We start from the raw sequence: 19,904 nt of genomic DNA, 5'->3' as shown, positions 1-19,904 counted from the left end.
AGCTTATCCTTACCAATTCCAATAGAATGGAATCATTAAATAGATTGAAATTAAAAAGTTAGCTGACAAAGTGCCTATAAGCAAGTTTTTAACTGTCCTCTCCTGAATCTCCAGCTTGCCCATATTTGCAAGAAGGGGTAAGAAGAGAATTAGGAAAGGCGTGAAATAGCGGCCCTGAGTTCCAACGGATATCTGAGCACCTTTTCCTAAAACAATTGGAGTCCACTCTAGGTACATGATAGTGACAACAGCAATGACCTGCAAAAGGAAAAGATACGCAGAGACAGTTGCATAGGACTTTGTCATGAAATCCTTCTTAGACTGCAAGAAAATGATAGTCAGTACCGCTACATCAAGAAAGATTAGCCACAGGGGCAACTGAATGGTGAAATTACCCAAAAATCCAAAGAGACCAATAGTCAATATGGTATTGAGGTCACCGTTCATGCGCTGTTTAAACAAAGTGTTGAGCAGAACCCTACTGTAGTGGAAAATCCCTCCTTGATGGCGGACAACCAGATGCAAGGCTAATAAAACTGCGACAAGAGCCAAACTGTAAAAAACATAACGATGACGACCGATAAATGCCTTGGTCGCAAGAAAAGGCTTGTTCAAAACAGCTAAGAATCCTTCCATTTCAAAATCAATGAATGGAAGTAAGCCTAGCAATAAGACATTGTTCAGTTTGGTTGCAAAGAGTCCGACGGATATGACAAAAAGCTGGATAAAATTCTTATTGGTAAATTTCTTGCTGGAAGCAATATTAGTGAAAAAACCAATGACTAGCATCAGCTCCAAGTAGTTCATTACATCGTAGGAGAGAGAAGCTGCCTGCTGAACCATAATTGGCAGAAGTGAAATGAAAAAGAGAGCTTTCTTGCCGTACTTAAAATACTTAATCAGGAAATAAACGCCCAAAATATAGACTATGGCGTTAAAAAATCGCCCCATCATGATAATAACTCCCACTGATGGATAGATAAACGATCCCAAGGTCATGCCAATGAGCTGCGGTAAAAAGGAAAGAGTTTTGAGATTAATCCCCAAAGTAGACTCTTCCTGAGATAAATCCAATTTTTCCGTAAAAAGCTTCTTGTACTCTGTTGGAGAAACATGTGGTTCTGCAGAAATATTTTCCATCCACTTGTAGGTTTTCTCTGTCGGTTTATGGAAAATCTCCCAAGTCATGCGGGCGTGATTCATTTCATCTGGAACACGATTGATCGGTTGAACCACCATAAATGTCAAGACAAAGACCGTCGCCAAGACCAAAAAGATATCTTCTATTTTTATCGTCTTACTTCTTTTCAAAATCATTCACCATTTCATCTTTACTATCTAAACTGCAGTTTTCAAGAACAAAATCATAGGCATTTTCTGCTAATTCCTGACGTAGGTCAGACGAAAGAATCAAACTCTCTAACTTTTCTTTCCACTCCCCGTCTTTAGCCAAAAGTCCAGTCTCCCCATCTTTTACCATATCAGAGAAGGCTCCAATGTGACTAGCAACTGTAGGAACTTTTACTAAGGCAGCCTCCATCCATTTGATTTCAGACTTAGCTCGGTTAAAGACCGAATCAACCAGTGGAGCTAGATTGATATCCACCTGACTGATCAGCTGAGGTAAATCCTTCCAGTCAACATAGTCATGGACAACAATCTGCTTTTGGTAAGACTTCATATCCTCTGGAATATCTAAATGGCCGACGATATGGAGTTCCACATTCTTGTAAGTTTCAAGCAAGGATTGGATGGCTGGCTTTATCAATTCAAAATTTTCATTGTGGCTGATTGAACCTGAAAAATAGCCAATCTTGACTTTTGAATCCTGCTGACTATAATCTTTGATAAAGTGAGAACTGATTTCAATCAAGTCACTGGAAGCTCGATTTCTGTTTAGCAACACCTTATCTTTATATTTGAGCAGCTCTTCCTTTAGTTGGAAAGTCGAAGTAATCGCTCCATCACAGGCAGCTAACATCTTGCCATAATTTTTGACACCCGCATCATAGTTGCCTTTGTCCTTTTCTGACAAGCCTTGAGTATAGCTTAGCTGATCGGTATAAACTGTATCAAAAACCAAATCATCAATGTCAAAATAAACTGGTTTTTTATCTCTTTTAGCTGTATCGCACAAGAATTGAAGTTGATAAGACCATGGAGCCCGATAGATGATAATATGACTTGCATTTCGAGCCTGAGAAATCTCAAATTCTGATACATTTACTACTTTGACCATGAAGCCGTTTTTTCGCAACTGTTCTGCTTTGTTCAGCACTCGGTAACGTGTACATTGAGGAATGATGTTTTCAACCCCATCTATAATCAAGATATACTGTTCTCTGGAGATTGATTTGAATTTTTGTACAATATTTTCTAATATTTCAACTGGATAATCTGTTTCCATTTGTACATAATTGAGCAAATCAGGTATTTCTGTTCGTCTTTCCAGTCCCTGCCAACGGAATTGTTGCGCATTATAATTTTGTAATGACGTGTATTTAACCAAAGGACTACCAGCCCTGAGCATTCTCAAAGGATGAATATACATAGCACTGTCTTTGTTTTCAGACACCAAAGCATCATATCGATAACCCAAATCCGCAAAATACTTAGTAAAAGTTGTTTCGTGTTTCCCAATAGCCTTATCACGCGAATCCGTATCGGTTAGGTTATTCCAATAGTCGAAAAACTCCTCTGATCGAAGCAATAAAGGCTCAATGACAAGAAAATAGGATTGCAGATGTTCTGGAATATAGCCATATTGATTGAAATTCGTGGCATCTTCTTGTACTTCACCAAAGGAAATTCCCCAGAAATCAAGGTTTCTCTCCGCCATTGTTTGGAAGACCTCATTCAAATCTCGCATTGGACCAATATTTGTATCATTGACTAGCAAGAGTTGAGAAGAAGTTTGCAGCTTTTCCTTACCAATGGTTAAAATACCTTCCCTAAATGCTGCAGCATCGTAACCTGTATTATCCCTTACCAGAACTTGGCCATACTGTTCCAAAGTAGATAAATCCTCTGATTTCAATCCTCCATTTACTACAATCAATGTTTCATCTACTAAAGCTGCTAATTTCTCTAAAAATAGAACCTTGTAGCGCTGAAGATTTTCTTCTGCCTCAAAAATGACATAGATTAGGCACTTTTTGCCAGTCACATGTTGAAGCTGCTTTCGCTGAAAATTCCGTAAAACTCGATAATAATAGGTTTTTGGCGATTTGATGTTTCTTTTTATGGCAATGCACTGACGCTTCATTTGAGATAGGACAGTTCGGATATTCCGCGGATTTTTGACAATCTGCCCTACCTGCTTAATTGGAGTGACGATAGCATTCCCAACGCGGTAGGAGAGTGAGTTACGTAATTCATCAATGTCATCCTGATATTGATAAATTAATTCACTATCACGTTCCCAGCTTTTCTTTAGCTCATGGATATAATCGGATACCTGATTCATATGCTGAATCAAATCATCAAGTCTGCCATCTAAAGTATAAATATTTGCAGACAAAGCTTGATAAATCTCATCAGGCAACTGTTTTACATACTTATGCAGGATTTTCAGATAGATTTCGTAATGGTAACGAGTAGAATCTCGTTTAGAGATTGACTCTTTGTCAAAGACCCGATAATTCAGCTTTGTATTTGCATCATAAACAGGTTTCGCACCTTGATTTATAATTAAGTTTAAAAGAAAATCATAGTCTTCCAATTTTTCACGATTCAGCGCTTCATCATAATAAATACCATCAGCAATTGAGCGACGAATGAGGGAACAGTTGGAAATAAAATTTTCTGTTAAGAAAGCCACCTTGTCATAGGAACGTGATTTAAGGTAAACTTCTTTTTTATCAGGGTCATACAAATCCCCATAGACAATATCTGCTTCCTCTTGCAGCATGGTTGTATAGAAGCTCTCAACGTAGTCAACATCTAGGAAATCATCACTATCCACAAAAATAAAATAAGTTCCTTGAATTTGCTGCAAAGCCTTATTTCTTGTCTTGACGACCCCCATATTTTCATGGCTTTCAAACCGCGTCGGAAAAGGGGAATCTACCAAAGTTTCTTGGATAATCTGGGCGGACTTATCAGTGGACCCATCATCCAATACCAGTAACTCAATATTTCGATAGGTCTGAGCAAAAATACTGCGCAAACACTGTTCAATGTAGTCTTGATGGTTGTAACATGTTACAACAACAGATATTAAATCTTTCATATACTTTCCTTGTAAATAACTCTATTAGTTTGAGTTAGCATCTTGACTTTTCATGTATGCTTTATTTATCAGATTAGCCACCCACTTTGGCCAGAAAAGCTGATACATGAACAAATCTTCTTTAGTCCGAGTATTATCTGAAATGGTCTTGGTTGTTTCAGATTCTCCATGAATCCGGTGGCACATAAGCTTCTCAGAAATATAAGCAAAGCGACCCTTATAGGCGCTAATCTTGTACCAAGCGTACCAATCCAGACTCACGCGCATTTCCTCATCAAATCGAAAATCCCTTAATGCCTCTAAATTGTAAGTCACAGCCGGACAGGAAATGGGATTGCCAAAGGCCAGGATCCGATTTCTCCAAAAACGGTTGGTCGGCATCAGATTCAAGGTTTTAAGCATGAGAGTCTTGATTTTCAGATTAGTATTAGCCGGAATTTTGACTCCATTTTTCTCTTCAAAATAGTCTGTATAGGCAATGAGAATATCCTTAGACTGCTCTATCTTCTGCATCACTGCTTCTAAATAAGTTGGCTCATAGTAGTCATCTTGATGGGCAATGGTAGCATAAGAAGTCTCAACAAAGGAAAGAGCATTATTCCAGTCCTTACCGATACCTCCGCCTTCTTTCGTGTAAAAAGGAACACCGTACTTCTGGCACAATTGCTTGATTGAATCCAACGGTGTCGAGCTATAGCAGATAATATTTGATGACAAGGTTTGAGCTTGCAGAGACAGGATACAAGCTTCTAAAAATTCACTTTCGCCATAGGCGCAAATCACCCAGGTATGGTTATTCTTCATCTTTTTTACTCTCTAACTTGGACATTCTTTGCTTCATGATGGACAGTTCTTGCACCAACTGCTTGATTTGCTCCTTTTGCTTTGAAATGGAAATAGTATGTAAAAAAACAATAACCAGCAGGAAAAAGATGGCCAAGGACATGACAAAGTTTGAGGTCAGTTCAAAGCCTAACAATTTGGCAATCGAAACTGGAATCCAATCAAAAATAGAGATGACAATCAGTACAAAGCCAATAATAATCCACATAAAGGCTTGCTCAAACAAAATATTGTTTTGATTGATATTCCGAAAGACAAAATACAGGAATAGGACTGAAGCCACTAGCATAACAATAGACAAAATGGACATTATTCACTCTCTTTCATAAAAGCAGCAATCAAGATCGAAGAGCAAACTTCAATCATATAGCGAATGGACTTAATCGGAGTAATCGAAGAGACTCCTCCTGCACGTTCAAACATATTGGCTGGTACTTCCACCACTTTATATTTCCGCTTCAAGATATGGACGATTGATTCTGGTTCAGGGTACTTGATAGGATAGCGCGCAGCGAATTGTCGAATAATGTCTCGATTGGCCAAACGATAGCCTGATGTGGTATCCAAAATCCTTTTACCTGTTGTTAATTTAATAAAAGCTGAAATAATGGTAATGCCAAATCGCCGCATAAAAGTCGTCTGAAATTCCGAAGACTTGTCACCGATAAAACGAGAACCAACAACCAAATCAGCCTGCTGACGACGAATAGGCTCCAGCAAAGCATCCAGCGACTCGATATCATGCTGGCCGTCTCCATCAAACTGTACGGCCACATCATAATTCTTCTCAAGAGCATACTTATAGCCCGTCTGAACAGCTCCACCAATCCCTAAATTCATAACCAAATGAATAGCATTCAGATGATGGCTGTCCAAAATCTCCCTAGTTCTGTCAACTGACCCATCATTGATAACTACGTAGTCTAAGTCAAAATCAACTTTCTTCCGATATTCTACAATGCTCATAACCGTATTTAAAATACTTTCTTCCTCATTATAAGCAGGAATTATCATTAAAACTTTCATTAATTTAATCTATTCTTTCTATAACATGTCGTCGCATTATTTTTTGTTTTTCTGCAACTGTTTTTTTCTATATTTCATAAAGCTCGGAATTAGGGAATTGATAATCTTATATCTTAGCATTGGAAAAGGCTTCATAACAATATTAAAGATTCTAAAACAAACAAAATACAGCTGCCAACCTTCTTCCATTGGTGTATCCTTCCATGGAGTTTTGTGTAGATAATAGAGGTACTCCTTTTTAAACCTATGTGTATTCCCCTTCCGCCAAGGTCTCTCTTCACCAAGATAGTGAATAATTGTAGGTGCTTTCCGAAAATGATTAAAATCTTCCTGTGACATAAACTTAGTTGGCTTACTTAATTCACTCAACGTTTTATAAGGATAGACATCATAAATATTAAAATAATTAAAGGAAATTGGCAAGGTAAAAATTTGCTCTTTCAATGCTCCGTTTAAGGCATCCTGGTCTGGTGCGAATAGCTTTCCTTCGTGAAATTGGTAAAATTCTATAACCTTTTTACCAATCTCTTCCCTACGCCATTTTTTTAGATCGATCAATAGGACACCCGAATTATGATAGGGGTGCTCTTTCAAAGCTAGAAATTCCTTTCTTGACTTATCCACAGTTGGTTCGGGACACATACCTATTACCCTATCTCCTAAATCGCGATAATACAATGAACCTAAATCTTCTAGAACTAGTGTATCTCCATCGAGATATAAGATCCTATCAACTTCTTGTGGAAGAAGTTTATCTAAAAAAAGACGTGCCAAAATAATTGAAGACCAACCGTTTGTATCAAAATCAAAGTCAATATAGTCTGCGATATTGTTGATAGAAATAATACAAGCTTTTCTATCGTAACTTTTAGCGAATCCTTTTAATTTATTTTGATTCTCTTGGCTTATCCTCTCGCCAATTAAATATACTATAATATCCTCAGCAGATTTATTATTCTCAAATATAGAACACATACAGGTTGCAACTTGAGGTACGAACGCATCATTTAATGTAAATAAGATATTCATAGAATCCTACTTCTTTCTTTTTTCCTGATTTTTAACAACGCCATAAATAATCAGACTTGTTGCATAAAAGACGCACATGGAGATTAAAAATGAATTGGCAGCTCCCAACAATTTTTGGTTGTGGATAAATGGTAAAGTAATAAATTTTGAAACAGCAAATGTCAATAAATAGGCTATCATCAGATAATGCTGTTTTCTAAAGATGGTCATAATGATATCAACTACTAGAGCAAAAACATTCAAAATACCGCCTATAAGTAATATAGTGAAAGGAAGCTTATACTCCTGTAATTGGATACCATAGACAGCACTAAGCACTTCTGTACCAATCAGATAGCCCAAAACAACAATAACAACTCCTAAAACAGTCATTACTAGATTTAGGGTATTGACCTGTTTGAAAAATAGTGTAAATTTCTTCTCGTTCCAATAAATAGAAAGCTGTGTAATCAAGGGTCTCAGGACGAAGAATAAAAGGGATAGGACAAAGACAGGCATGAATAGAACATTAAAATCTCTTTGAATCCCAGATGGAAAATAGCCATTTGTCAAAAGATAATCAATATCAATTTTGGGCTCATTATAGATATACGTTATCAAAAATCCATTTAAAAACAAGGGGAAACTATTTTTCAAAATAGAATACACATTTTTTCTGTCATCATAGAGTTTAGGAGAAAACATTTCCTGAGAAAAATACAATCTACAGTTTCTGAAATCTAAAGGGAAGGTCAGAATGAAATTTGCACAGCAAATAACAATACTAGCTACCATCAATGATTTTGTAAGCAACAGAACTATTGCAAACATTAACATACAAATCCAACTCCTATAGAATTGGACCTTTCCGGCTAAATCTGACCTATTTTTTTGCTGAAATAGTCCTTGAAAAACATCTGAATACGCATCTATAGCCCGATAAAGAACAAGCAATAAAATAATACTAGATTTATAAACATCATACCCTTGCCATAGAGTATAGATAAACGATGTAAAAATCATCAAAAAGACCGTAAAAAGTCTCGTGTTATGATAAGAAGCAAATTGGTATCTTTCTTTTACATCCGTAGATTGCAGATTTCTAACTTGAAAATAACCTAAAACAAAGAATTGCTGCCCAAGAGCATAAGCAATACTAAATATATCAGAATCTCTTGAATCTAGAAATCTAGAAGCAAGTAGAAGCAAGACGACTGATATCAACGATGATGAAACTGTCCCCAGCATGTTCCATATATAATTGCTCTTAACTGACGGTAGTGAAATTTCTGATTTCTGGGACATTCTGTCTTCTCCAATTATGTTCTAGTTCTTATTATACTATACTTTCCATGAAATGTGAAAAGCCACTGTTAAATAGCCATCAAAAAAGGACTCAACGGTCCTTTTGATAGATATCAGTGTTTTTTATCCTGCTTGTAAAACTCTTTCAAAGCATCCTGCCAAGTTGGAATGACAAAGCCTGTAGCCTTAGCCTTGGCCAGACTCATAGTTGAGTTGAAAGGTCGCTTAGCCTTAGCTGGGAATTTGCTAGAATCAACTGGTTGAACTTCCACATCTGTGTCTTTGAGAATCTCCACTGCAAAGTCATACCAAGTGGTGTCCTCAGCCGCGTCATTAGACAGATGGTAATAACCAAATTCCTTTTTGTTTTCAGCCAGATGAGTCATAAATTCAGCCAGTGTACGAGTCCAAGTCGGACGGCCATGCTGGTCATTGACTACAGTCAGAGTTTTGTGCGTCTTGGCAAGATTTTGCATGGTAAATACAAAGTTTTTACCGTAGTTACCAAAGACCCAGGCAGTACGGATAATGTAGAAACGGCTGGAATATTTCTCAACTAGCTCCTCACCCATGCGTTTGGTACGGCCATACTCGGTCTGTGGATCTGGTCGATCGTCTACTTCCCATTCCTCTCCGACAGGCTTTTGTCCGTCAAAGACATAGTCTGTTGAGATGTAGACCAAGGTTGCTCCATGTGCTTCTGCAGCTTTTGCCACATTTTCGGTCCCGGTCACATTGATGGCATAGTCCAGCTCTTTTCCTTCGTCCTCAGCCGCATCAACTGCAGTATAGGCTGCGCAGTGATAGACCAAGCTTGGCTTGACTTCAGCAAAGACCTTGTCCACCATTTGGGCATTGGTAATATCCATTTCTGCCACATCAACAGCCACATACTCCTCATTACGCTCATCCAAAAGATAGCGAAGCTCTGTTCCCAACTGTCCATTCGCACCTGTAATTAAAATCATATGTTTGTCCTTTCAGATCATAAAAATTCGATGAATTTATTATACCAAAAAAAGCAGAAAAAATCTGCTTGATCGAATCACTATCGGAAAATCTATTCAGTAGGAGCACAAAAGTATAGTTTCTTATTCCTTTTGATATTCTGTATATAAGTGATACAACAATCTGCAAGTAATAATGAATAGACTTATCATCAGCGGCAAAAAGGTTCGAGTGCTTGAAGCGTAGAGAGTTGGAGATAATGAAATAACCATGCGCCCAATAAAGCCAATTACAAACAAATAGGTCAGCCATAGTTTTTCTCTAAAATCTGAAACTACAAGCCACAAAGCGTAAAGAATCATTAATAGCAGCAAGCCATAAAAAGCTACCGCGCTCAGATAAGTAATATTAAAAGAAAATGTCCCTGATTCTCTGGCTGCTTTACTGATACCTGTTAAGGTACCCAAAATAGTATTCCAGCCCATTTTTTGCGAAAAAATATTGAACATAACAAAACCGCTCAGAGCTATGGCTGTTACATTTTTCTTATGAAGAGCATAAACAAAGAGCACAAACAAGAAGACCATCACAAAGGCAAAGGACGTAGAAAGCAGATTATCCCCTGTCTCCAGAAAGCCAAGCCCAAGCTTTTGGAAGATATTCAAATTCGGAAAGTTGGGGAACCAACTGACAATGTTCTTTTCCAAACGCAGAGCATTCCCCGGAGACAGCTTGGCTGATAAGATTCCTAAAGCGCTCAGTGCCAAATAGCATAGATTACCCAGTAAAGGTTTTTTATCTTTCTTCGCAAGGACAGTTTCAAACAGAAGCCACAAAAAAGCGTAGACAGCTAATTGTTCTTGCATGATAGCAACTAAAAAGCACAAAAGACTAGCTATATTAACCCAAATATTTTTAGATTCTCTGAAAAAAAGTGCAAAAAGCAACAAGGAAGCAGGGAAAATGTAGTTGACATAGGTCGGAATAGAACCCGCACTTAAAAATTCCGTTGCCGGAAGGAATATAAAAATTAGTAAAGCTGGCAGCCAAGGCAAGGAAGGGGTCAGCTTCCTTAAAGCATAAACCAAAAGCAACGTTGTCAGAAAGGCTGCTGCTATAAACAGCTTTTCGTGAACGGAAAATAATAAGGTAGCTGACTCAATGAGCAGTCTACTGCTCCAAGTAAAATAACGATCAATCCCAAAGAATAAATAATTATAATGAAATTCCTTAGCATATTCTAAAAAGGCTGTTTGGTCTCCTACTGGGGTAATTTTATTATTGATATAAAACTGTATCGCATAAATAAACGAAGATAAGCATAAGACAATATTAATTTTTTTATTTTTCACAATCTCTCCTCAGCTAATATAGGCTACTCAAGTCCTAAAAACTCTCTCAAAGGTTCACTTACTCTTCTCCTTAATCACATAAACAGGGCGTTTCTTGGTTTCCATGAAGATTTTGCCGATGTATTTACCTAGGATACCGATGGTCAGCAGCTGGAAGCCTCCAAGAAGGAGAATGACGGTCATAAGGGACGGCCAGCCCGATGTCGGATCCCCAAAAACCAAGGTACGGATAATAATTACTACCATCAGGATGAAGGCTAAAATCCAAGACAGGATACCTCCTAAAAAGGCGATGTTGAGCGGCGCATCAGAGAAATTGACGATGCCTTCTAAAGAATAGTTAAATAGAGACCAAAAATTCCAAGAGGTCTTACCAGCCACTCGCTCGACATTTTTATATTCCAAGTATTCGGTATTGAAGCCCACCCAAGCAAAGATCCCTTTGGAGAAGCGATTGTACTCTGAAACTTCTAAAATAGCATCTACCATCGGGCGGCGCATCAGTCGGAAGTCCCGCGCTCCATCTACCATCTCTACCTGACTAATCTTGTTAATCAACTTGTAGAACAAATTGGCAAAAAAGCTTCGGATAGGCGGCTCGCCCTCTCGAGTCGTGCGACGGGTTCCTACACAGTCCAGCTCAGGATTTGTGTCCAGCATGGCCTTCATCTCAATCAGGAGTTCGGGCGGATCCTGCAAATCTACATCCATGACCGTCACTAAATCTCCACTAGCCTCTTGTAAACCAGCGTAAAGCGCTGCTTCTTTTCCAAAATTACGAGAAAAGGACAGATAGTGCACATCTGGACAGCGGCTGCTGAGCTCACGCAAAACAGTCAAGGTCCGGTCCGTTGATCCGTCATTGACAAAAATATATTCAAACTGGTCACGGATTTGATATTTCACCGCTTCCATGGCTTCATGAAATAGAGGAATAGACTCTTCTTCATTGAAGCACGGAACAATCACTGAAATTGTCATTTTGATTACCTGCTATTTTTTAATATCTCTCATTATAACAAAAAACTAGGCGAAAACCTAGTTTTAATCTTATTTGCTCAGTCTAGAGACCCTGAAAATTAGATGGATTCCAAGGCTATTCTCAAATCCTCTATCAAGTCATCCACATTCTCCAAGCCGATAGAGAGACGGATTTGATTTGGCGTAATACCTGCTGCCAGCTGAGCCTCTGGAGACATCTGTCCGTGAGTCGTCGTAGCTGGATGGACAACCAGAGACTTAGCATCTGCTACATTGGCCAAGTCAGAGAAAATCTCTAGGCTGTCAATAACCTTACGAGCCTCTTTCTCCCCACCTTTGACATTAAAAGTGAAAATTGAGCCCACGCCTTTAGGGAAATATTTTTCTGCCAAAGCATGATATGGACTGTCAGCAAGCTTGGGATAATTGACCTGCTCGACCTTAGAATGCCCTGCTAAGAATTCCACAATCTTCTCGGCATTGGACACATGGCGCTCTACACGCAAAGAGAGAGTTTCCAACCCCTGCAGGAAGAGAAAGGCATTGAAGGGAGACATGGCTGCGCCCGTATCGCGCAAGAGCTGGGTCCGGACGGCGGTGACAAAAGCTGCTGCTCCGACATCGCGCGTATAGCTGATATCGTGGTAGCTCGGGTCTGGGTCCACAAACTGCGGAAACTTGCCAGAAGCTTCCCAGTCGAAGCGACCGCTGTCCACAATCACACCGCCGATGCTGGTCCCGTGACCGCCAATAAACTTAGTCGCAGAATGTACCGCAATGTCCACACCATGAGAAAAAACATTGATTAGATATGGGGTAGCAAAGGTATTGTCAGAAATCAGCGGAATTTTATGAGCATGAACCAGCTCTGCCAAAGCATCAAAGTCAGGAATATTAATCAAAGGATTGCCCAAGCTTTCAATCAGAACTAACTTTGTATTGTCCTGAATGGCTGCTTCTACTTCAGCTAAATTTTCAATATCAACAAAAGTCGTGGTAATGTCATAGCGAGGCAGGGTTTCCTTGAGCAGATTAAAGGTGCCCCCGTAGATGGTGGAGGCTGCCACTACATGGTCGCCAGCATGCGCCAAGGCTAAAATGGTATAGGTAACAGCCGCCATACCAGAAGCTGTCGCTAGTGCTCCAACTCCGCCCTCCAAAGCCGCAATCCGCTCCTCAAAAGCAGACAGGGTCGGATTGGTAATCCGAGTGTAGATATTGCCCGATTTTCGTAAGGCAAATAGATCCTCTCCCTCCTGAGTATCGTCAAACACATAGGAAGTTGTCTGATAAATAGGCAGAGCCCGTGACTTGGTTGTCGGGTCAACTGTCTGTCCGGCATGAAGCTGCAGGGTTTCAAATTTGAATTCACGTGTCATAAGGTCACCTCACTATAGTTATGTGATAAGTCTACCACTAAACGTCTCGCTTGACTAATAGAATTTCCTTATCAAAAGAAATAAAGAGAAGCTATATCTCATAGCTTCTCAGATATAATCTCAAAAGTCGCTTGATTGCTAGGCCAGTACAACTGCGACGAAACTTTGTCTAAAGCTATCCACTGAGCTCCCACATGCTCATCAGAAATCTGGATTTCCTTCTGTTCAGTCAGAACTAGAAAGAGATCTTTATGGATGGACAGATTTTCATCAATCTTTACCGTGAAATTTCCAAGATTAGTCAGATTTGAACAATCTAAGACCAAGCCAGTCTCCTCTTTTATTTCACGAAGGCAGGCCTCTTCTGGGCTCTCACCACTCTCAATCCCACCAGTAATGGGCTGCCAAAAGGAAACTTTCTCATTTTCAACTTTCAAGAGCAAGATTTCCCGATCCTCTGGATGATAGAGCCAGGCCTCAATCGACTGCCTCATCATGATTTTTTCTCAATCGGTGCTATGCTGGCCAGCACTTTCTTCAGACCGACTTCTGGGAAATTAATCTTGAGCTCTTGGCTGTTGCCGCTGCCAGAGACTGCCAGAACAGTCCCATCGCCCCATTTCTTATGGTGGGCAATATCCCCGATAGCCCAAGCAACTTCTGGCTTAGATGGCTGGCTCTGACTGCTCTTTCCAAAAGGCAGGCTGTTTGTAGAAATCGAACTAGGTGCCGCCTGACGCTTCCGCTCTTGTAGAGCCTGGGCTAGACTCATGCCCTGACCAAATTTACTAGTATCGCTGTTGGTATAACTAACCTTAAAGGAGCTGTTTGCCGGTCGAGCCAGTCCCTGATAGTTTAGCAAGTCGGAACTAATTTCTCTCAAGAAACGGGTCGGCTGGTTGTAGTTGGTACGACCATAAAGCAGGCGGGAATTAGCATTGGTCAGATAGAGAATCTTCTCTGCTCTGGTGATGCCGACATAGGCCAGACGCCGCTCCTCTTCCAGCTCATCCTCATCTTCAGAAGCTCGGCTCAGAGGGAAGACATTTTCCTCCATACCGACTAGAAAGACAACTGGAAACTCTAGTCCCTTGGCTGCGTGTAGGGTCATCAGAGTTACTTCAGAACTCTCCTGATCTCCGTCGTCTGTGTCTGCGATCAAGGCTAAGTCATTGAGAAAACGGCTAAGCTTGTCCAGACCTGTCTCATCAGCAGGATTATCTGGATTTTCGTCAAAATTCTTGGTCACAGACAGGAATTCTTCGATATTTTCAATCCGAGCTTGGCTTTCCAAGGTTGCCTGAGCTGCCAAAGCTGCTGAGTAACCTGTTTTTTTCAGAACAAGCTCGACGAGTTCAGTCACGCTATAGTCATCCAAACGATCCCGCAAATCTAGTATCAGATTGGCAAACTCATAAACTGCCTGAGCTGCCTTGCCCTTGACTGGTGACAGCATGATATTAGCTGACGCCTCCAGCAAAGAGATTTCCTGACTGGACGCAAAAACCCGAATTTTCTCCACCGTTCCCGGTCCGACACCACGTTTGGGCTCATTGACCACGCGCTCATAGCTGATATTGTCGCTAGGATTAGCAATGAGATTGAGGTAAGAAATAACATCGCGGATTTCTTTACGGCTGTAGAACTTGGTACCACCGACCATGGTGTAGGGAATATTGGCCTTGAGCAGGGCTTCCTCCACCGTCCGTGACTGGGCATTGGTCCGGTAAAGGACCGCAAAATCCTTATGACTGTAGCCTTCTCGGCTCAGCTGATCAATAGTTCGAGCGACAAAAAGAGCCTCGTCCTGCTCGTCATTAGCCCGATAGTAGACAATTTCCTCACCGTCTTCATTTTGAGTCCAGAGATTTTTCGGACGGCGATTGCGATTGTTTCGGATGACCTCATTAGCCGCCTGAAGGATGGTCTTAGTCGAGCGATAGTTTTCTTCAAGCAAAACAACTTTAGCTTCTGGATAGTCCTTTTCAAAGTCCAGGATATTCTGCATATCGGCTCCCCGCCAGCCGTAGATAGACTGGTCAGCATCCCCGACTACACAGATATTCTTGAAGCGAGAAGCCAAGAGTTTGACCAGCTGGTACTGAGCGTGGTTGGTATCCTGATACTCGTCCACATGGATATACTGGTAACGTTGCTGATAGTAGGTCAGGACGTCAGAATTTTGATCAAAAAGTCGCAGAGTCAGCATGATCAAGTCGTCAAAATCCATGGCCTCAGACTGGCGCAATTCCTTTTGATAGGCCGTGTAGCACTTGGCTACAATCTCTGTGTACATATCACCAGCCATATTTGCATAGGCCACCTCATCAATCAGGTCGTTCTTGGCATTGGAAATGGTCCCTAGAATGGCGCGCTCGTTCCACTTTTTAGGATCCAGATTGAGGTTTTTGAGAATCCGTTTCATCAAAGTTCGCTGCTCACCTGGATCAACAATGGTGAAGTTGCGATTGTAGCCGATATGATCTGCTTCTCGCCGCAGGATACGTACACACATGGAGTGGAAGGTGGCGATTAAGCAATCTTGGGTGGCTGGATTGAGCGCTGCTGCTCGTTCCTTCATCTCCCGCGCCGCCTTATTGGTAAAGGTAATGGCAAGGATATTCCAAGGATTAACCATCTTCTCATCAATCAAATAGGCGATGCGGTGAGTCAAGACACGAGTCTTTCCTGAACCAGCCCCCGCCATAATCAACAAGGGGCCTTCTGTCGTCTGGACCGCTTCGGCCTGACGGTCATTCATACCGTTTAATAAGGGATTCATCTTCTATCCTTTCAATATAACATCAAACTGAAAATCAATGCTTCCATTATATCAAAATTCGAGTGAATTTGTTATCGAAAAGGCAACTACCTCATTTGAAATCCAAGTGTGAAAAAGTTATAATAATAATAGATTAGAAGGGGGCAACCATGAGCAATCATCCAAGCGACAATCTCAAACTTGCCGAACGAGGCGCTCTCCTAGCAATTGCCACCTACATTGGCCTATCCGTTACAAAAATCATTGCAGGTGCAGCACTGACATCCTCCAGTTTGACGGCGGATGGTTTCAACAACGTCTCCGATATCGTTGCCAATCTAGCAGTCCTAATTGGCCTACGCATGGCACGAAAACCAGCGGATAAGGATCACCGCTTCGGGCATTGGAAGATTGAAGATCTGGCCAGTCTGATTACCTCTTTCATCATGTTTTTTGTCGGCTTCAATGTCCTCATTGATACGGCTCAAAAAATCATTAACAAGGAAGAAACCTTGATTGATCCTGTGGGTGCTGTTGTCGGAATTGTATCAGCTATCATCATGTTTGGTGTCTATCTTTACAATAAAAATCTAGCCAAAAGAGTGAAATCCAAAGCTCTGGATGCAGCCGCCAAAGATAATCTCTCGGATGCTATCACTTCTCTGGGCACATCTGTTGCCATTATTGCCAGCTCCCTGAAATTCCCTATCGTTGATAAGCTAGCAGCCATCGTTATTACGTTTTTCATTCTAAAAACAGCCTATGACATCTTCATAGAGTCCTCCTTCAGCCTGTCAGATGGCTTTGATCAGGACCTTTTAGACGATTACAAGCGCGCTATTTTGAAAATCCCTAAAATCACACGCGTCAAGTCCCAGCGTGGTCGCACCTATGGTAGCAATATCTATTTGGATATTATACTGGAAATGAACCCTGACCTCTCTGTATTTGAAAGCCATGAAATCGCTGACCAGGTGGAGGACATGCTCAAGGAGAACTTTGGCGTCTTCGACATTGATATTCATATTGAGCCAGCTCCGATTCCTGAAGATGAGATTCTGGATAATGTCTATCAAAAGCTCCTTATGCGTGAGCAATTAGTCGACCAAGGCAGTCAATTGGAGGCACTTCTTTCCTCTGATTTTGTCTACATTTCCCAAGATGGTCGCCAGCTAAACAAAGAGGAATTTCAACTAGAGAGAGCTCAAACCTCTCCTATCAAAAATTTAGAAATTACATCTGTCAGCCAAAAGACCAAGCTGATTCGCTATCAAATCGGAGATGTAATCCATACTAGCCTCTGGCGCCGCCACGAAGTCTGGCAAAATATCTTTCACCAAGAAACACGAAAAAACAACTAGCTTTCTGCTAGTTGTTTTTATATGCTTTCACTTGGTCTGTCGCAATATCCTCTCCAAACCACTTTTCAGCGATTTTCTGAAATTTCCCCTCTTGGTATAATTTCCCGAAAGCAGCATTTACTTTTTCAACTAAAGTACGGTCCGCCTTTCTAGCCCCGACCGCAAAGTCCTCGCTCTCAAATCCAACGGAAAAAACTGAATATTGATCTAAAATTCCTTCTTCTGTCAGATAATAATTGGCATAAACACGGTCAATCAAGAGCCCATCAATCCGGTCGTTTTGCAAGTCGATCAACGCCTCGTTAAAGCTCTGATACTGAGTAGCTGCATGATTTTTGACAATGGTTTTCAATATTTCAGGATTGATTTCAAAAACTACGTAGCCAGAAGATCCTGCTTGTGCACCCAATACTTTTCCTGCCATATCACTGGCCTGTGAGATATGAGAGGATTTTTTGCTGACCAAAACCTGCTCATTTTTCATATAAGGAATGGTAAATTGCATCTTTTCCCTTCTCTCATCCGTCGCGGAATAGCCATTCCAGATGAGGTCAATTGTACCGTTGGTCAACTCTGTTTCTTTCATATCCCAATCAATCGGCTGCCATTTCACCTTAATTCCATATTCCTCAAAAACAGCGTTGGCCAAATCAATGTCAAATCCTGCATAAGTGCCATCTTTTTGCTCAAATCCCATGGGGACAAAGGTATTATCAAAGCCAATTGTAATCTGTTTTTTCTCCTCATACTTACTCCAGTTATCCAAGCTGGGATCACTGACATTGGAACTACAACCACCAAGCAGAAAAGTTAGGATCAAGGTCAAACAGGCCAAAAGAATATTCTTTAGTTTCATCTGGGCCTCCCTTATTTTGGTGTGACTTTGAGAATAGAATCCGCAATGTTTTCCGCAAACTGCAAATCATGTGTGACCACAATCTGTGTCATCCCCATTTCTCGATTTTGGAGGATGAGTTTTTCTACTTCCAAGCGTAAGGCAGGATCCAAGGCAGAAGTCGGCTCATCATATCCGATAATTTCTGGGTTGATCATCATAGCACGAGCCAAAGCGACCCGCTGTTTTTGCCCGCCTGACAGCGAATAAGGATAGGCCTTGGCATGCTCGGACAAGCCTAAGCGAGCCAATAAGCCCTGCGCCTTCTCTTCAGCTTCTTCTTTGGAAACGTTCATTGTATGTATTGGTGATAAGGTCAAGTTTTCCAAGACAGACAAATGAGGAAAGAGCTGAAAATCTTGAAAAACAAAGCCTAGAAGATTGCGCTTTTCAAGCTCAGTGACATCCAAAGTCTCTCCATTGTAAATCACTTGTCCCGAATCAATTGTCTCTAAACCTGCCAGCATTCGCAGAAGGGTCGTCTTCCCTCCGCCAGAAGGTCCAACAATGGCCAACACTTGCTTTTCAGGCACAATCAAATTAAAATCCTTTAGAATCTGCTTATCACCAAATTTTTTACTAATATTTCGTAATTCTAACATAATAGCACCTACTTATAATAACTAAATTTCTTTTCGACCTGCTTGGCAATCAAGGTGGCCTGACCGATTAAGAGTAAATAAATCAAGCCTGCAACAAACATCGGTGCCAGACTAGCATCTCGGTTGGCCGCTGTACGACTAGCCAAAATCAAATCTGAAATGCCTAAAGCATAAACCAAAGAGGTGTCTTTCACCAAAGTCATGACTTCATTAAAGACACTAGGTAGCACAATTTTTACGACTTGCGGCAAAATAATCAGGCGAATCGTCTGAACAGGAGTAAATTTCAAAACCTTCGCAGCCTCATACTGTCCAGTCGGAATGGAAGAAATGCCTCCGCGGAAGATCTCCGCAAAATAAGCCGCGTAGTTTAGTGTAAAGGCAATAATCGCTGCAGGAATCCGATCCAGCCGAATACCGATACTTGGCAACACATAGTAAATAAAGATTAACTGCAATAAAAGCGGCGTCCCTCGCATAATCCAAATGTAAAGATTAAGCAGCCATTGCAGGGGCTTCAAGCGAATTTGCATCGAAAATGCCAGCATAATTCCCAAAGGAATCGAAAAAACCAAGACCAAAGCAAACACTTGCAAGGTAGTTGCTGCTCCACTTAGAAGACTGGGTAAAATTTCCAAAATATAGTTCATTCTCTTCCTCCTAAATAAATATTTTACCATTATAGCAGAATTTTAAAAAAATACAACCAGAAATTACAAAAAATTTATAGTACAAAAATCGAAATCGAATAAAATTAAAATCCGACTCTCCTTTCAAGAATCGGATTTATTGGACTATGTAGGGCTCTTTGGAGCGGTTTTGGAACCATTCGAAACAGCACAGCTCTAAAACATTTTAAAATCATCATCCCCATCATTGTAGGTTTTGGAACCATTCGAAACAGCACAGCTCTAAAACGCCATCATAGTTGATTTCTTGGCCAGCTGTGTTTTGGAACCATTCGAAACAACACAGCTCTAAAACTGAGTATAAGAATATTGAAATACTCCAATAGTTTTGGAACCATTCGAAACAACATAGCTCTAAAACCTTACAAATATCTCCCTCTAATTAAATAACGTTTTGGAACCATTCGAAACAACATAGCTCTAAAACGTCTACTGGTTTCACTTTCATACTGATTGGGTTTTGGAACCATTCGAAACAACATAGCTCTAAAACTGCTAAGTATAGCAGTGAAATGTCTGCTAC

17 protein-coding genes and 1 CRISPR repeat array (1 of these 18 only partly in view) are annotated in these 19,904 nt (G+C 40.6%); of the genes, 1 reads left to right on the top strand and 16 read right to left on the bottom strand.

Going from position 1 to position 19,904, the window contains the following annotated elements; translation table 11 throughout:
- Window positions 1-9: 9 nt before the first annotated feature.
- The 13 genes from O3651_RS02080 to pcrA all read right to left on the bottom strand — a co-directional run bounded on the left by O3651_RS02080 (window position 10) and on the right by pcrA (window position 15,855).
- Window positions 10-1,311, bottom strand: coding sequence for a DUF2142 domain-containing protein (locus O3651_RS02080; RefSeq protein WP_371609480.1), 1,302 nt, complete (start codon window positions 1,309-1,311; stop codon window positions 10-12).
- Window positions 1,298-4,231, bottom strand: coding sequence for a rhamnan synthesis F family protein (locus O3651_RS02075; RefSeq protein ID WP_371609397.1), 2,934 nt, complete (start codon window positions 4,229-4,231; stop codon window positions 1,298-1,300). Before O3651_RS02075 ends, O3651_RS02080 begins: the two co-directional genes overlap by 14 nt.
- Before the next feature lie 24 nt (window positions 4,232-4,255).
- Window positions 4,256-5,035: a glycosyltransferase family 2 protein gene (locus tag O3651_RS02070; protein WP_371609396.1), complete on the bottom strand. Its 780-nt coding sequence runs from the start codon at window positions 5,033-5,035 to the stop codon at window positions 4,256-4,258.
- Window positions 5,025-5,384, bottom strand: coding sequence for a DUF2304 domain-containing protein (locus tag O3651_RS02065; protein ID WP_371609395.1), 360 nt, complete (start codon window positions 5,382-5,384; stop codon window positions 5,025-5,027). Before O3651_RS02065 ends, O3651_RS02070 begins: the two co-directional genes overlap by 11 nt.
- On the bottom strand, window positions 5,384-6,100 hold the full coding sequence (locus tag O3651_RS02060; RefSeq protein WP_371609394.1) for a glycosyltransferase family 2 protein: 717 nt from the start codon (window positions 6,098-6,100) through the stop codon (window positions 5,384-5,386). The genes O3651_RS02065 and O3651_RS02060 overlap by 1 nt, the downstream gene beginning before the upstream one ends.
- A 36-nt stretch (window positions 6,101-6,136) precedes the next feature.
- Window positions 6,137-7,129 (bottom strand): glycosyltransferase family 8 protein, encoded by a 993-nt coding sequence (locus O3651_RS02055; RefSeq protein WP_371609393.1) that lies wholly within the window; start codon window positions 7,127-7,129, stop codon window positions 6,137-6,139.
- A gap of 6 nt (window positions 7,130-7,135) precedes the next feature.
- Window positions 7,136-8,413: a lipopolysaccharide biosynthesis protein gene (locus O3651_RS02050; protein ID WP_371609392.1), complete on the bottom strand. Its 1,278-nt coding sequence runs from the start codon at window positions 8,411-8,413 to the stop codon at window positions 7,136-7,138.
- Window positions 8,414-8,526: 113 nt separating this feature from the next.
- Window positions 8,527-9,381: a dTDP-4-dehydrorhamnose reductase gene (gene rfbD, locus O3651_RS02045; protein WP_371609391.1), complete on the bottom strand. Its 855-nt coding sequence runs from the start codon at window positions 9,379-9,381 to the stop codon at window positions 8,527-8,529.
- Window positions 9,382-9,504: 123 nt separating this feature from the next.
- Window positions 9,505-10,713, bottom strand: a complete 1,209-nt coding sequence (locus tag O3651_RS02040) for a beta-carotene 15,15'-monooxygenase (protein ID WP_371609390.1) — start codon at window positions 10,711-10,713, stop codon at window positions 9,505-9,507.
- Window positions 10,714-10,767: 54 nt separating this feature from the next.
- Complete coding sequence (locus tag O3651_RS02035) at window positions 10,768-11,694, bottom strand: glycosyltransferase family 2 protein (RefSeq protein WP_371609389.1); 927 nt, start codon at window positions 11,692-11,694, stop codon at window positions 10,768-10,770.
- Between the two features lie 98 nt (window positions 11,695-11,792).
- Complete coding sequence (locus O3651_RS02030) at window positions 11,793-13,073, bottom strand: O-acetylhomoserine aminocarboxypropyltransferase/cysteine synthase family protein (RefSeq protein WP_371609388.1); 1,281 nt, start codon at window positions 13,071-13,073, stop codon at window positions 11,793-11,795.
- Between the two features lie 98 nt (window positions 13,074-13,171).
- Window positions 13,172-13,570, bottom strand: coding sequence for an NUDIX domain-containing protein (locus O3651_RS02025; RefSeq protein ID WP_371609387.1), 399 nt, complete (start codon window positions 13,568-13,570; stop codon window positions 13,172-13,174).
- Entirely contained in the window at window positions 13,567-15,855 is a 2,289-nt protein-coding gene (pcrA, locus tag O3651_RS02020) for a DNA helicase PcrA (protein WP_371609386.1), read from the bottom strand. The genes O3651_RS02025 and pcrA overlap by 4 nt, the downstream gene beginning before the upstream one ends.
- 149 nt (window positions 15,856-16,004) lie before the next feature.
- Between pcrA and O3651_RS02015 the strand changes: the two genes are divergently transcribed.
- A complete protein-coding gene (locus O3651_RS02015) occupies window positions 16,005-17,195 on the top strand; it encodes a cation diffusion facilitator family transporter (RefSeq protein WP_371609385.1) in 1,191 nt (396 codons plus the stop codon).
- A gap of 7 nt (window positions 17,196-17,202) precedes the next feature.
- On the opposite strand, the gene O3651_RS02010 is transcribed toward O3651_RS02015, so the two are convergent.
- From O3651_RS02010 to O3651_RS02000, 3 genes are read right to left on the bottom strand one after another with little or no spacing between them, the layout of a single operon-like run.
- Window positions 17,203-18,051 carry an amino acid ABC transporter substrate-binding protein gene (locus tag O3651_RS02010; protein WP_371609384.1) on the bottom strand — a complete coding sequence of 283 codons (849 nt, stop codon included), beginning with the start codon at window positions 18,049-18,051 and terminating at the stop codon, window positions 17,203-17,205.
- An 11-nt stretch (window positions 18,052-18,062) separates the two neighbouring features.
- A complete protein-coding gene (locus tag O3651_RS02005; RefSeq protein ID WP_371609383.1) occupies window positions 18,063-18,692 on the bottom strand; it encodes an amino acid ABC transporter ATP-binding protein in 630 nt (209 codons plus the stop codon).
- Between the two features lie 8 nt (window positions 18,693-18,700).
- The gene (locus tag O3651_RS02000; protein ID WP_371609382.1) at window positions 18,701-19,342 is read right to left on the bottom strand and encodes an amino acid ABC transporter permease; all 642 of its coding nucleotides are present in this window, start codon (window positions 19,340-19,342) and stop codon (window positions 18,701-18,703) included.
- Between the two features lie 166 nt (window positions 19,343-19,508).
- Window positions 19,509-19,904: direct repeats of the CRISPR family, unit length 36 nt; unit sequence GTTTTGGAACCATTCGAAACAACATAGCTCTAAAAC; it runs 2,674 nt beyond the window's last position.

Source organism: Streptococcus sp. 27098_8_73, from assembly GCF_041432495.1.
GTDB lineage: Bacteria > Bacillota > Bacilli > Lactobacillales > Streptococcaceae > Streptococcus.
The sequence above is the reverse complement of the archived record's forward strand: the minus strand, read 5'-3'. Positions and strand labels throughout refer to the sequence as shown.

Coding starts and splice junctions, on each gene's coding strand:
- O3651_RS02000 (WP_371609382.1), bottom strand. CDS start 19,342: ATGAACTATATTTTGGAAATTTTACCCAGTCTTCTAAGTGGAGCAGCA.
- O3651_RS02035 (WP_371609389.1), bottom strand. CDS start 11,694: ATGACAATTTCAGTGATTGTTCCGTGCTTCAATGAAGAAGAGTCTATT.
- O3651_RS02030 (WP_371609388.1), bottom strand. CDS start 13,073: ATGACACGTGAATTCAAATTTGAAACCCTGCAGCTTCATGCCGGACAG.
- O3651_RS02060 (WP_371609394.1), bottom strand. CDS start 6,100: ATGAAAGTTTTAATGATAATTCCTGCTTATAATGAGGAAGAAAGTATT.
- O3651_RS02070 (WP_371609396.1), bottom strand. CDS start 5,035: ATGAAGAATAACCATACCTGGGTGATTTGCGCCTATGGCGAAAGTGAA.
- O3651_RS02025 (WP_371609387.1), bottom strand. CDS start 13,570: ATGATGAGGCAGTCGATTGAGGCCTGGCTCTATCATCCAGAGGATCGG.
- O3651_RS02005 (WP_371609383.1), bottom strand. CDS start 18,692: ATGTTAGAATTACGAAATATTAGTAAAAAATTTGGTGATAAGCAGATT.
- O3651_RS02065 (WP_371609395.1), bottom strand. CDS start 5,384: ATGTCCATTTTGTCTATTGTTATGCTAGTGGCTTCAGTCCTATTCCTG.
- O3651_RS02075 (WP_371609397.1), bottom strand. CDS start 4,231: ATGAAAGATTTAATATCTGTTGTTGTAACATGTTACAACCATCAAGAC.
- rfbD (WP_371609391.1), bottom strand. CDS start 9,381: ATGATTTTAATTACAGGTGCGAATGGACAGTTGGGAACAGAGCTTCGC.
- O3651_RS02055 (WP_371609393.1), bottom strand. CDS start 7,129: ATGAATATCTTATTTACATTAAATGATGCGTTCGTACCTCAAGTTGCA.
- pcrA (WP_371609386.1), bottom strand. CDS start 15,855: ATGAATCCCTTATTAAACGGTATGAATGACCGTCAGGCCGAAGCGGTC.
- O3651_RS02015 (WP_371609385.1), top strand. CDS start 16,005: ATGAGCAATCATCCAAGCGACAATCTCAAACTTGCCGAACGAGGCGCT.
- O3651_RS02010 (WP_371609384.1), bottom strand. CDS start 18,051: ATGAAACTAAAGAATATTCTTTTGGCCTGTTTGACCTTGATCCTAACT.
- O3651_RS02050 (WP_371609392.1), bottom strand. CDS start 8,413: ATGTCCCAGAAATCAGAAATTTCACTACCGTCAGTTAAGAGCAATTAT.